The sequence below is a fragment of the Streptomyces sp. ICC4 genome (assembly GCF_003287915.1).
Taxonomy (GTDB): Bacteria; Actinomycetota; Actinomycetes; order Streptomycetales; family Streptomycetaceae; genus Streptomyces; species Streptomyces tritrimontium.
In genome coordinates, this window is sequence record NZ_CP030286.1 from 6,114,008 (window position 1) to 6,125,253 (window position 11,246).

The 11,246-nt window shown below is 72.3% G+C and carries 14 protein-coding genes and 1 pseudogene; 9 read left to right on the forward strand and 6 right to left on the reverse strand.

All coding sequences use genetic code 11. The features are described 5' to 3' along the window. Positions 1-53 precede the first annotated feature (53 nt). Together DRB89_RS28565 and DRB89_RS28570 are read right to left on the reverse strand one after the other, a co-directional pair. Positions 54-1,592 carry a site-specific integrase gene (locus DRB89_RS28565; RefSeq protein WP_112451002.1) on the reverse strand — a complete coding sequence of 513 codons (1,539 nt, stop codon included), beginning with the start codon at positions 1,590-1,592 and terminating at the stop codon, positions 54-56. After that, positions 1,589-2,260: a helix-turn-helix transcriptional regulator gene (locus DRB89_RS28570; RefSeq protein WP_112451001.1), complete on the reverse strand. Its 672-nt coding sequence runs from the start codon at positions 2,258-2,260 to the stop codon at positions 1,589-1,591. Before DRB89_RS28570 ends, DRB89_RS28565 begins: the two co-directional genes overlap by 4 nt. 129 nt (positions 2,261-2,389) lie before the next feature. Here DRB89_RS28570 and DRB89_RS28575 point away from each other — a divergent pair, with 129 nt between their 5' ends. Further along, positions 2,390-2,584 carry a hypothetical protein gene (locus DRB89_RS28575; RefSeq protein ID WP_112453767.1) on the forward strand — a complete coding sequence of 65 codons (195 nt, stop codon included), beginning with the start codon at positions 2,390-2,392 and terminating at the stop codon, positions 2,582-2,584. A 164-nt stretch (positions 2,585-2,748) separates the two neighbouring features. On the opposite strand, the gene DRB89_RS28580 is transcribed toward DRB89_RS28575, so the two are convergent. Then, the gene (locus DRB89_RS28580; protein WP_112450539.1) at positions 2,749-3,492 is read right to left on the reverse strand and encodes a DUF2470 domain-containing protein; all 744 of its coding nucleotides are present in this window, start codon (positions 3,490-3,492) and stop codon (positions 2,749-2,751) included. Between the two features lie 205 nt (positions 3,493-3,697). Here DRB89_RS28580 and DRB89_RS28585 point away from each other — a divergent pair, with 205 nt between their 5' ends. From DRB89_RS28585 to DRB89_RS28600, 4 genes are all read left to right on the forward strand, one after another. After that, positions 3,698-4,093: a cell division protein SepF gene (locus DRB89_RS28585; RefSeq protein ID WP_030154409.1), complete on the forward strand. Its 396-nt coding sequence runs from the start codon at positions 3,698-3,700 to the stop codon at positions 4,091-4,093. A 124-nt stretch (positions 4,094-4,217) separates the two neighbouring features. Then, entirely contained in the window at positions 4,218-5,411 is a 1,194-nt protein-coding gene (locus DRB89_RS28590) for an ATP-binding protein (RefSeq protein ID WP_239516877.1), read from the forward strand. A 140-nt stretch (positions 5,412-5,551) separates the two neighbouring features. Further along, positions 5,552-5,893 carry a nucleotide pyrophosphohydrolase gene (locus DRB89_RS28595; RefSeq protein ID WP_239516878.1) on the forward strand — a complete coding sequence of 114 codons (342 nt, stop codon included), beginning with the start codon at positions 5,552-5,554 and terminating at the stop codon, positions 5,891-5,893. A gap of 123 nt (positions 5,894-6,016) precedes the next feature. Next, positions 6,017-6,502 carry a DUF6099 family protein gene (locus DRB89_RS28600; RefSeq protein ID WP_112450542.1) on the forward strand — a complete coding sequence of 162 codons (486 nt, stop codon included), beginning with the start codon at positions 6,017-6,019 and terminating at the stop codon, positions 6,500-6,502. Between the two features lie 203 nt (positions 6,503-6,705). Here the strand turns inward: DRB89_RS28600 and DRB89_RS28605 are convergent, their stop codons facing one another. Continuing rightward, a complete protein-coding gene (locus DRB89_RS28605) occupies positions 6,706-6,894 on the reverse strand; it encodes a hypothetical protein (RefSeq protein WP_112450543.1) in 189 nt (62 codons plus the stop codon). Between the two features lie 201 nt (positions 6,895-7,095). Between DRB89_RS28605 and DRB89_RS43215 the strand changes: the two genes are divergently transcribed. Further along, positions 7,096-7,248: a hypothetical protein gene (locus DRB89_RS43215; RefSeq protein ID WP_162688409.1), complete on the forward strand. Its 153-nt coding sequence runs from the start codon at positions 7,096-7,098 to the stop codon at positions 7,246-7,248. 658 nt (positions 7,249-7,906) lie between these two features. On the opposite strand, the gene DRB89_RS43220 is transcribed toward DRB89_RS43215, so the two are convergent. Further along, positions 7,907-8,062 (reverse strand): hypothetical protein, encoded by a 156-nt coding sequence (locus tag DRB89_RS43220; protein ID WP_162688765.1) that lies wholly within the window; start codon positions 8,060-8,062, stop codon positions 7,907-7,909. A gap of 170 nt (positions 8,063-8,232) precedes the next feature. Here DRB89_RS43220 and DRB89_RS28620 point away from each other — a divergent pair. Beyond that, a pseudogene (locus tag DRB89_RS28620) lies at positions 8,233-8,911 on the forward strand (LLM class flavin-dependent oxidoreductase); the annotation flags it as partial. 16 nt (positions 8,912-8,927) lie between these two features. Further along, complete coding sequence (gene mmuM / locus DRB89_RS28625) at positions 8,928-9,881, forward strand: homocysteine S-methyltransferase (RefSeq protein ID WP_112450544.1); 954 nt, start codon at positions 8,928-8,930, stop codon at positions 9,879-9,881. A 67-nt stretch (positions 9,882-9,948) separates the two neighbouring features. Here the strand turns inward: mmuM and DRB89_RS28630 are convergent, their stop codons facing one another. Beyond that, the gene (locus DRB89_RS28630; RefSeq protein WP_112450545.1) at positions 9,949-10,455 is read right to left on the reverse strand and encodes a DUF4188 domain-containing protein; all 507 of its coding nucleotides are present in this window, start codon (positions 10,453-10,455) and stop codon (positions 9,949-9,951) included. An 83-nt stretch (positions 10,456-10,538) separates the two neighbouring features. Here DRB89_RS28630 and DRB89_RS28635 point away from each other — a divergent pair, with 83 nt between their 5' ends. Then, complete coding sequence (locus tag DRB89_RS28635) at positions 10,539-11,180, forward strand: MerR family transcriptional regulator (protein WP_112450546.1); 642 nt, start codon at positions 10,539-10,541, stop codon at positions 11,178-11,180. The last annotated feature ends 66 nt before the right edge of the window (positions 11,181-11,246 follow it).

The following is an 11,246-nucleotide window of genomic DNA, read 5'->3' on the forward strand; positions in this document are numbered from 1 at the left end:
GTGATGGACGGGTTGCTCTCGATTTCCACGAGAGCAATGCTGCGCGGTTTTCCTCAGGGTGTGGCCTGGCTTGTTTCCGAGGCCTTCTCCGAGCGGGTGCGAGGTACCAGCCGGGCCGCCGCTTCGGCGGCTGCCTGGTCGACTTCCGGGAGCAGGCTCGTGTACGTGTCCGAGGTCAGCGTGATCGTGGAGTGCCGGAGCGTCTCCTTGATCGTGTGGAGGTCGCCGCCACCGCCGTGGGTGAGGGTGGCCGCGACGTGGCGTAGATCACGAAGGGTGATCGGCGGCAGGTCCGTGCGGGCCAGGATCTGCCGGAAGGTCTCCGAGGCGGTCTCGGGGTGGAGCCAGGAGCCGTCCTCCTGGGTGAAGACCTTGCCTGTGTCCTGCCAGGCCGGGCCCCACTTCTCCCGCTCCGCGAGCTGGCGTACCCGGTGCTCACGCAGGGCGGTCACGTTCAGGCTGTCCAGCGCGATGGTGCTGGCGCTGCCGTCCGTCTTCGGCGCGGACTCGTACGGGTCCCAGCCGTCCACCACGATCTCCTTGGCCGGCGTGATCTGCCCGCCCTCCAGGTCGACGTCGGACCACTCCTGGCCGACGCACTCGCCGCGCCGCAGACCGCGTGTGCCGGAGAGGTGGAAGAAGGCGTACAGCCGGTCGCCCTCGGCCTCGTCGAGGAAGGCGCCGAACTGGGCCGGGGTCCAGACCATGACGGGGGAGGGCTTCTCGCCGGTGAGGCGCCACCGGGCCACGCGGGCGTCCGTCCACAGCAGGGGCTTCGGGCGCTTGCCGGACTCCAGCTCCACGTGGGACGCCGGGTTGAAGATGATGAGCTGTTGGCGTATCGCCCCGTTCAGCGCCGCCCGCAGGGTGCGGCGGATGCTCTGCCGGGTCGCGGGCCCGGTGGGCTTCCGGAAGGGCTCCATCGCGGCGAGCTTGGCCCGCTCGGCGGCCAGGAGCGCCCGCTCGGCCGCGACCGGCCTGCCGGCCTTGCTCGGCTTGCAGCGGGCGATCTGCTCACGCCGGGCCAGGTTGTGGGCCTCGATCGCCTCGTTGGCATCGGCAAGGGCGTCGAACATCTCGACCAAGTGGGCGACGTTCAGCCGGTCGAGGCGGAGGTGCCCGATGCGGGGCCGGAGGTGGACGCGGATGTGGGAGGCGTAGCCGTTCGTCGTGGTCTTGCGCGTCTTCTTCGACGCGAGCCAGCGGTCCAGCCATTCGCCGACGGTGATCGACCCGAGGAGAGAGGTTCCGGCCCGCAGCCGGCGTCGGGTCTCCTCGACGTCAGGGAGCGGCGCCTTCTCATCGGCCACTTGCTCCAGGAGCGCCGCGACGCTGGCGACGCTCTCGGGGTCGTCCGCCGCCGGTATGCCCAGGAGAGCACGTACGAAGTCCAGATCGGCCTGCGCCGCCTTCAGGCTCTCGTACCCGGCGCGGTTGAAGGAGCGGCGGGTGCCGTCCTCGCGGGGCGGGAGTTCCTGGCGTACGGAGTAGGAGCCGTGCTTGCGGCTGGAGAGCTTGGGGCACGTCTTGCCGAGCGGCTTGCCGGTCTTCGGGTCGCGGCAGTAGCAGCGGCGGTGGGTGGAGCCCTTCAAATGGCGTCCTCTTCGTCGGTGTCGGGTGGGTCGATGTCGGCGAGTGCTGGTGGCAGTTCTGGCGGGGTGGCGGCTTCGTCGCGGATCTGTCCGCGGACCATCTGGAGTTGCCAGGTGGCCTCTTTGACCTGTGCGTTGTAGCTGTCCCTCTTGCGTTCGGCTTCCTCGCGCTGGGCGGGGTTGGCCGCCGTCTCAGCGGCGAAACCGGCCCGTTCCGCTTCGCGCAGGGCGGCCTCGATGGTGCGGACCAGGCTGGCGTGGCGGTTGAAGTCGGGGATCAGCCCGGCATCGGAGTAGTAGCCCGGTTCCTCACCGGTGAACATCCGCATGGCGTCCCAGGTCGAGATGGGGTGGCTGAAGGGAAGTTCCTGGGTCTCCTCGACGTAGCCGATGGGGAAGATCAGGCAGATCGGGGACGTATACAGGGCGGCGGCCAGGATCATGACGTCGACCAGGGGCAGGTTGGCCCGGCGGCCTGATTCCAGGTTGGCGATCACGTTGCGCGGGATGGGGTGGCCGAGCTCCTCGCATCGCTCTGCCAGCCGCTGCGCGCTCCATCCCATCTCCTTCCTCCGCCGGCGGACTTCGCCGGCGACGTTGTTCTTGATCCGGTCGACCCATTCCGGGAAGTCGTCCTCGTCTTCATCATCCAAGCGATGTTGTGTCATGCAGACACAATAACTTTCTTACCGTGAAAGTCATACGCCTGGAGCCGGACGCGATGACGTGTTCGCCGTGGGCTGTGACGAGAGGAGCGCCTCGTGCGCGACGAAAGGATCGCAAGCCGGGTGAAGGGGATGGGCCGGGAGGAGCTGATGGCCCTTCCCGTGGCCGTTGACCTGGACACGGGCAACCGTGCTCTGGGTCTCGGGCGGAGCAAGGGGTACGAGCTGGCGAAGCGAGGTCAGTACCCGTGCAAGGTGCTGCGGATGGGCAACGCCTACCGAGTGGTGACCGCCGACCTGCTGGACCTGCTCGGTCTGGCCGCTTGAGGGGGCGGCACGTTAACAGACGATTCTGCGCGGAGCTGACACAGAAACGCTGGACTGTGCCCGGGGTCGGACGTACTGTTCGTCTTCCCCCGCCGCAGCTGACTGCCTGCGAGCGAGGGCGAAACGCCTGGCGGGCCAACGCCACAGGCGGCCCCCGTCACGGCTCAGGCGGGGAGGGTGTTGCGGTGCGAGCGGCGGCGGGCGGCGCTGAACAGGGCCTGGATCTGCGCCCCGGACTGCTCCACGTCGTCGAGGGGGGAGGGGAAGGGGAGCCGTACGTCGCGGTCGCCGCGGCGCTCCTCCAGCCGCAGGGTGATCCCGTAGCGGTCCATGGCGACCGGCAGCGCGCGCAGGAGGGCGGACTGGTCGGCGCGGTCGCCGGAGCGGCCGTCGGCTCGGCCGGACGGCTCGGACCGGTGGGCGGGCTGCGGCCCGACCAGGCGCAGCAGGAGGTTGACGAGCTCGGCGTGGTCGTCCAGGAGGTGGGTGAGCATGCCGGCCTCGTACGGGGCGAGGGGGTCGGGGCAGGCCGCGTCCAGCTCCTCGAGGCCGACGTACGAGCGGGTGCCGTCCGAGGTCTGGAGGACGGCCTGGCCGAATTCCACGCAGGTGGAGTCGGCACCCTCGTCGGAGTAGGGGGTGAGCAGGCGCCCGAGCAGGGTGACGCGGGCGCGCACGCGGTCCCGTACGGGGGTGGGGGCGATGTCGGTGAACTCCATGCGGATCGCGGGCCGGTGCTCGGAGCGGGCGCCCGGCTCGGCGGGGTGCAGGTGGAGGCGGCCGAGCGGGTCGGTGCCGTCGAGGTGGCGGATCTCCGATCGCAGCCCGTCGGTGACGACGGTCATGGAATGGGCGGCGGCCAGGATGGACCGGACCCGCTCGGCGTCGGTGGGCATGGGCAGGTGCATGTGGATCTCCGTCGTCCCGAGTGCGAGTGCGAGTGCGAGTGGCGATGCGGTGCGCATTGACTTAGGCAAGCCTAACCTAACTTATCCGTGTAGTGGTGGGTAGTCGAAGCGGCGGTCCCGGACGGCTCGTGTCGGTGTTGGGCTGAACGGGTGAAACGCGAGAGGATGGGGGGATGCACATGAAGCGCAGGGCCGGGGCGGCCCGGTGAGCAGGTACGACGTCACCGACGAGCAGTGGGAGGGACTCGCGCAGGTGGTCCCGCTGCGCAGTCGCAACGAGTGGCCCTCGCGGGTGGACCACCGCACGATCCCCACGGCGCCGGGGGCGTCCGCGGCGGAGCAGCGGCGCTTCGTGGTGATCCGGGTCCAGGTCTTCGCGGACGCGCGGGAGGTGGCGGAGTACCTGATCGCGCAGATCCCGGTGCTGCTGGACCTCACGGGCGCGGACGGCGAAGTGGCCAAGCGGATCCTGGACTTCAGCAGCGGAGTGGTCTTCGGGCTGGGCAGCGGGATGCACCGGGTCGACCGGAACGTCTTCCTGCTGGCGCCCGTGGGCACCGAGGTGGAGGGGATCGCGGCCGCGGCCGTCCCCCGATCGTAGGAAGGTCCCGTGGGCGGAACGGTTCGCCGGACCCCAGGGGGGTCCCGCGGGCCGTACCGTCCCGCGCATGACCCCGCCTGCCCCGGCCCCGGCCGCCGCTTCCGTCGTGCCCCCGGCTTCCGCCATGCCCGCCGCTCCCGCACCTTCTGCCGCGCCCGTCGCTTCCTTCGCTTCCGTCGTTTCCGTCGGGGCGCCGCACTTGCGGCCCGTCGTCACGGAGTTACGGCTCTCCGCCTACGGGGTGCACCGGGCGGCCCGGTTCGCGCTGGGGCCGATCACGGTGTTCACCGGGCCGAGCGGGAGCGGCAAGTCGCAGGTGCTGGAGGCGTACGCGGCACTGGCCGCGCTGGCTTCCGGGGCCACCCTCGAAGAGGTGTTCCCCGAGCCGCGGGCCCGGATCCCCGACCGGGCGGTGCCCGACGCCGAGCGGCGCAGGGGGTTCCGGATCGGCTGCACGGTCGACGGCCCCGCCGGGCCGGTCCGCCTCGACCTCGCCGTCCAGGCGGAGCCCGCGCTGAGGATCGTCGGCGAACGCCTCTCGGCGGACGGCCAGATCCTGCTCGGCACCGCCCTGCGCGACCCCGGACGGCGGTCCGTCCAGGCGGCCTGGCTGACCGGCGGAGCCATCGGGGTCACCAGGGCCCCGCTCCCCGACGACCGGCTCGGCACCGCGCTGCTGCCGCTGCGCGTGGCCGGCGCCACGGAGGGGCAGCGCCGGGTGCTGGCCGCCGCCGAGCAGGTGGTGGTCGCGCTGCGCTCGGTGTTCCCCTGCGATCCGCGTCCGGAGCGGATGCGGGAGCCGGTGCCGCCCGGGGAGGGTCGGCTGCTGGGCGACTGCGCCAACCTGGCCGACGTACTGCGCCGGACCCGGGCGGAGTGCGGCACGCGCTACGGGCTGCTGACCGAGGCCGCTCGGACCGGGTGTGCGGGAGGGGTGGCCGGGCTGGACGTACGGGCCCCCGAGGGCGGCCCGGTCACCGGCCTGCTCGACCGCGGCTCCGACCGGCCCGCCACCGAGCTGGCCCGGCTCGGCGCGGGCGAACTCCGCTTCCTGGCCCTCGCGCTGGTGCTGCTGACCGGTCCCGGGGTGCTGGCCATGGACCCGGCCGCCGAACTGCTGTCCGCACGGCAGGCGCTGGCCGTGCTCGCCGACGGCTTCGACCGGGACCTGGACCGGCGGCAGAGCGCCGAACTGCTGCGGCTGGCGGTACTGGCCTGCGGGCGCGGGCAGGTCCGGCTGACCGCGACGGCGGGCGAGGCGTGCGCGGAGGCCGCCCGGGGGGTCGGGGGCGTCTCGGTGGTAGACCTGGGCGCATGAGCGAAGAACCTGACACCTCTGCCGGGCCCGCCGCGGAACGGCCCGCTGCGGAACGGCCCGTCGAGGAACGGCCCGCTGCGGAACGGCCCGTCGAGGAACGGCCCGCCGCGGAACGGCCCGCCGGGCGGCCCGAGGAGCGGATCGACCGGCTGCAGCGGCGGCTCGCCGACTTCGCGGCGGCGCGCGGCTGGGAGCCGTACCACACGCCCAAGAACCTGGCGGTGGCGCTGAGCGTGGAGGTGGCCGAACTGGTCGAGATCTTCCAGTGGCTGACGCCGGAACAGTCGGCCGCGGTCATGGAGAAGCCGGAGAACGCACACAGAGTGGCCGATGAGGTGGCTGATGTGCTGGCCTATCTCCTGCAGTTCTGTGAGGTCCTCGGGGTCGACGTGCTGGATGCGCTCGCCGCGAAGATCGAGCGGAACGAACTGCGGTTTCCCGTTCCGGCCCCTCCCGTGGCAGACGGTCACTCTTCGGAGTGATGGCGTTATCCACAACCATGTTTGTGTCCACAATTTCCGAATACCCCTGGCTTTACCGGCCCGTTGCCCTCACTCTGGGTAGTGGTGAGAACGGCGAGATGTCGTGCGGACGGGGGACGGCATATGGACGCGGTACGGCTGATCGCAGCCGGCCGGCACGCGCTGGCACAGAGTGGGGCTGCGTGGGACATCGTGGGCGAGGCCTGGCAGGCGCAGGCCCTCGCGCAGGGCATAGGGAGCTGGCTGGCGGTCACGGGGCCGCCGGAGCTGAGATCGGAGGCACGGGGGCTGGGTGAAGCGGGGGGCAGAGGCTGCGGGGTGCTCGACCGGGCGGCACTGCGCGGAGAGGGCTACGCACCCGATCTCCCGCCGCGCGCCGCGCAGTTGAGCCACGTGGCGGATGTCCGCCAGGCTCTGCTGGGTCTGCAGGCGCTCCTGGGCGAAGTGGGCATAGCGCTGGTCGGGGTCGCCTGCGGTACGGACGACGAGGGTCTGTACTGGCAGTGCATAGAGTCGATAGACGCGGCCGACGAGTCGAGCGACCGGGTCCGGGCGATCCTGCGCCGGCTCACCGTGCGCGAGCGGGGTTCCGCGTCCGGCGTGGCCTGAGGATCGCGGGACGGCTCCCGGGGCCAGGTCGGACTGCCCCGGACTGGGTCGGCCTGCACCGGAGTCGGGTGGACTGCCCCGGACTGGGTCGGCCTGCACCGGAGTCGGGTGGCCTGCGCCGGAGTCGGCTGGTCCGCACCGGAGTCGGCCGTGCTGCGCCGGAGTCGGGCGGGGTCCCGCCGCGCGCGGCGGGACCCGTGCGGTCAGTACGACCGGTGGGACGGGCGGTATTCGCTCTCCGGGGTGCGGCCGCCCTGGGGCAGCGGCGTGCCGGGGCTGCGGTCCGTGGAGGACTGGAGGTCGGCGTCGAGCTGCGAGAGGTCGGCGTTCAGCGCCGCCATCAGCTCTTCCATCTGCTGCAGCAGACCCTTCGGCGCGGACTCCTGGGACATGGCGGCCTCCTCGGCCCTGGCCCTTCCGAGGCGGAAGGGGGCGGTCGACGCACCGGCGAAAGCCGCCGGCGCGCGGGCCGGGCGGTCCGGCTCCGTCCGAGCAAACGATCCCCATCCGGGCTGGTCACTGGCGCGGGCGGCGGCGGATTGCCCGGTTGACCCAGATTCACCCGGCCGGGGTCGAAGGGGCAGGACGGAGGCATGGATCTCCGTATCTTCACCGCGCCCCAGCAGGGCGCGAGCTACGACACCCTCCTGAGCGTCGCCAAGGCCACTGAGATGCCGACGGTTGAAGGGGGAGAGCGGCTGACGGAAATCCCTCGCCGGCCTGCCTCCGAATCCGCTGACGGCTGACACTCCATTGCAAACTGACGGCCCCGGCTCGTTTGAGTTGGGGCTTTGCGCTGCCCCCGTAACTCAGATGGCCGGAGCGCCGCTCTCCAAAACCAGATGTCGCAGGTTCGAAGCCTGCCGGGGGCTCACCGACGGCTAGATCAATGGCGTACCCGGCAACGGGGACGTACTACTACGCGCTCGCCGCAGGGTTGACCATGGCACTCGCCTGCGGGACTTACTGCTACGGGTGAGATCACGGGATATGGATCCGGAGACGGAGGTTGGATTCCTTCGCTTTCGACGGCTGGACCGCATACCCAATGCGCTTGCGCACGTCCCCGCGGACAGGGGCCGCCATTTCGACGGCCGGCGTCGGTCTGGGCTTCGTCCTCAGCGACGAGGACGACATCGTGTGCATCGACCTGGACCACTGCTTGAACCCGCTTACGGGCCGCCTGGCGCCGTGGGCAGCCGCCATCGTGCGCGACGCGGGCACCACCAACGTAGAGGTGTCCCCGTCCGGCGATGGACTGCGTATCTGGGGCCGTGCGGACGTCCGACAGGACGCCGCATCCGACGCCCCGACGGTACGGCCGTGGAGATCTACAGGACCGGCCGCTACGTCGCACTGACGGGGCGCTGGCATGGCAACGCCCCGTCAGGGCTTGGCGACGTCTCAGAGGCCTTGCGCGTCTTGTCGGTCACGGCGGCATTCGTCCATGAAGTCGCGGAACGATCGCACGGCGCGCTTGGCCTTCTGGCTGAGTGGCGGAACCTGATCAAGCGCGTAAGACGCGACATGCTTGACGCCACCGATGGTGGCGAGTCCCACGGCGACTCATCCGACGGTTTCCATCTGCCGGTGCTGGGCGCTCGGCCCGACCACAGCGAATGTGATCGAAACCGAGAGACGCCCCCGACGGGCCGTTCAGGCGCAGACTGGATACAAGGCCACCTCTCCAGCCAAGGATGGCGATACGTTGTGGGGAGCAACCAGACTGGTTCTTCCGATCCGACCACTACCTGCGCATGGGCTCGGCCGACGGCCTGCCCGGCCCCACCGACGCCTGGATCACGCTGGCCGGCCTGGCCCCGCGAGACCAAGCGCATCCGGCTGGGCACGCTGATGACCGCCGGCACCTTCCGGCTGCCCGGCGTCCTCACCGGCCTGTGGGCCACCGAGGCCGGCTCCAGCTTCGGCTACCAGGGAGTCCACTACCAGGTGGAGAACTCCCCGGCGCTGCCCAAGCCGGCCCAGGAGAAGATCCCCGTCCTGATCGGCGGCCACGGCGCGAAGCGCACGCCGCGCCTCGCCGCGCAGGACGCCGACGAGTTCAACATGCCGTTCGCCTCGATCGCGGACAGCGAGCGCCAGTTCGGCCGGGTCCGTGCGGCCGCCGAGGAGGCCGGCCGCAAGGCCGACGACCTCGTCTGCTCCAACGGCCTCGTCGTGTGCGTGGGCAAGGACGACGCCGAGGTGGCCCGGCGGGCCGCCGCCATCGGCCGCGACGTGGACGAGCTCAAGGCCATCGGCCTGGCGGGCTCCCCGGCCGAGGTCGTGGAGCGGATCGGCGCCTACGGGGCGGTGGGCTCCTCGCGCCTCTACCTCCACCTGCTCGACCTCGGCGACCTGGACCACCTGGAGCTGATCTCGGCCCGGGTCCTGTCCCAGCTCGGCTGAGACGGGAGCGTCAGCCGTGCCCCGCGCGTCCCGCCCGCTCGCCGAGGCCCTGGCCGGCCAGGGCCCCGGCCCCGGCCCCGGCGCCGTGATTCTGGACGGCGGGCTGAGCAACCAGCTCGCCGCCCAGGGCTGCGACCTGTCCGGCGGCCTGTGGACGGGCCGCGTGCTCGCCGAGCGGCCCGAGCAGGTGGCGGCCGCGCACGCCGCGTACGCGCGGGCGGGCGCGCAGGTGCTGATCACCGCGAGCTACCAGGTGGGCTACGCCGCCTTCGCCCGCCACGGCTATGGCCCGGAGCGCACCACGGCCCTGCTGCGCCGCAGCGTGCGCCTCGCCGTCCGGGCGGCGCGGGAGGCGGACCGCGAGGTGTGGGTCGCCGCGTCCGTGGGCCCGTACGGGGCGGTGCTGGCGGACGGCTCCGAGTACCGCGGCCGGTACGGGCTGAGCGTGCGGGAGCTGGCGGACTTCCACCGCCCCCGCGTCGAGGCGCTGCTGGCCGAGGGGCCGGACGTACTGGCGCTGGAGACGATCCCGGACGCCGTCGAGGCGCGCGCCCTGCTCGCGGTCCTCGAGGAGACGGGTGCCCGTGCGTGGCTGAGCTACACCGTGGCGGACGGCCTGACCCGGGCCGGCGGGTCGCAGGCCGAGGCCTTCGCCCTGGCCGCCGGGTCCCCGCAGGTCATCGCGGTCGGCGTCAACTGCTGCGCGCCCGGGGAGGTGCTGCCGGCGCTCGAAGCGGCGGCGGACGTCACGGGGAAGCCGCTGGTGGCCTACCCGAACGACGGCTCGGTCTGGGAACCCGCGACCGGGTCCTGGCGGTCCCCGGCCGCCGAGCCGCCCTGGCCCACGGCCGACTGGCTGCGGGCCGGGGCCCGCCTCGTCGGCGGCTGCTGCCGGATCGGCCCGCACCGCATCGCGGCCCTCGCCGCCCTCACGTCCCCCGCGCCCCCGAGCCGGCCCGAGCGGGCCTGAGCCGAGCCGGGAGCCGGAGTCGAGCCGGGAGCCTGAGCCGAGCCGGGAGCCGGAGCCCGCCCGGGAGCTACGCCGCCGGGTTCGAACGGTGGGCGAAGCGGGCGGCCGCCCGGCGGCCGCGGGCTTCGATGGGGAGCACCCCGGTGGCCGCGCCCAGCCCGTAGGGAGGCATGTCGGCGTAGATCGACTCGTACGAGCCCTCGGGCGCGATGTACGACTCGTGCCACAGGCCCACGTGGCCGCGGACCTTGCCGGCGCGCTCCTTGCGGTTGACGATCGCCCAGACCCGGTGGTGGAACATGTCCGGGGCCGCGGCGTAGGCGTAGAGCTTCTCCTTGGACTCCCAGTACTGGACCACGTAGTACGTGCGCGGCGAACCGGTGAGCAGGACGTGGCCGAGCAGTCCCCGGCCCCTGTCCCCGGCCAGCTCGCGGAGCATGCGCGGCATGGCGAGCAGGACCGGCACCCAGTGGTGCACGGCCCAGAAGTGGTTGATGCGCATGCCGATCAGCAGGACGACGACGTCGCCCTCGGCGGCCGCGGTGGTGTGGCCCGGTAACGGCTTCGCGGACACTCTGCCTCCCGATCTCCTGGTTGGATAGCGGCACTGTCCGTGCACGGTTGGATAGTGGCACTCTCCAAGGGAAGGTTCAAGAGATGCGGCTGGCGGAGTTGAGCGAACGCAGTGGCGTCTCGACCGCGACGATCAAGTACTACCTGCGCGAGGGGCTGCTGGCGCCCGGGCACCGGGTCACCGCGACGACCGCCGAGTACGGCGAGGAGCACCTGCGGCGGCTGCGGCTGGTCCGCGCGCTGATCCAGGTCGGCGGGATACCGGTGGCGAAGGCCCGGGAGGTGCTCGCGCACGTCGACGACGAGAGCCTGGGCCGGACGATCCGGATGGGCGCCGCGCTGTGGGCGCTGCCGCAGGGGCCCGACCCGGACGAGGAGGACGAGGCGGTGGCCCGCGCGCGCCGCGAGGTGGACCGGCTGCTGGAGACGCTGGGCTGGTCGACGGCCCGGGAGTTGGGCGACCTGTCGCCCGTCCACCGGTCGCTGGTGGTGTCCGTGGCCTCGCTCGTGCGCCTCGGCTATCCGTGGGACGCCGAGCTGATGGCCCCGTACGCCGAGCTCATGTACCGGGCGGCCGTGCGCGACCTGGACTTCGTGGACACCTACCCCTCGGAGTCGGAGAAGGTGGAGGCCGTGGTGGCGGCGGCCGTCCTGTTCCAGCCGGTGCTCAAGGCCCTGCACCGGCTGGCGCAGGAGGAGGAGTCGGCCCGGCGCTACGGGCTCTGACGCCGGCCGGGCCGGCGGCGGCGGGCGGGGCGGCGGGCGGCGGGCCGGGCGAAAATGGGGCGCGGT

Bases quoted from the DNA above. Each gene is read 5' to 3' on its own strand.
- DRB89_RS28570 (WP_112451001.1), bottom strand. From the start codon at position 2,260: ATGACACAACATCGCTTGGATGATGAAGACGAGGACGACTTCCCGGAA.
- DRB89_RS28575 (WP_112453767.1), top strand. From the start codon at position 2,390: ATGGGCCGGGAGGAGCTGATGGCCCTTCCCGTGGCCGTTGACCTGGAC.
- DRB89_RS28580 (WP_112450539.1), bottom strand. From the start codon at position 3,492: ATGCACCTGCCCATGCCCACCGACGCCGAGCGGGTCCGGTCCATCCTG.
- DRB89_RS28590 (WP_239516877.1), top strand. From the start codon at position 4,218: ATGCCCGCCGCTCCCGCACCTTCTGCCGCGCCCGTCGCTTCCTTCGCT.
- DRB89_RS28600 (WP_112450542.1), top strand. From the start codon at position 6,017: ATGGACGCGGTACGGCTGATCGCAGCCGGCCGGCACGCGCTGGCACAG.
- DRB89_RS28605 (WP_112450543.1), bottom strand. From the start codon at position 6,894: ATGTCCCAGGAGTCCGCGCCGAAGGGTCTGCTGCAGCAGATGGAAGAG.
- DRB89_RS43215 (WP_162688409.1), top strand. From the start codon at position 7,096: ATGGATCTCCGTATCTTCACCGCGCCCCAGCAGGGCGCGAGCTACGAC.
- DRB89_RS28635 (WP_112450546.1), top strand. From the start codon at position 10,539: ATGCGGCTGGCGGAGTTGAGCGAACGCAGTGGCGTCTCGACCGCGACG.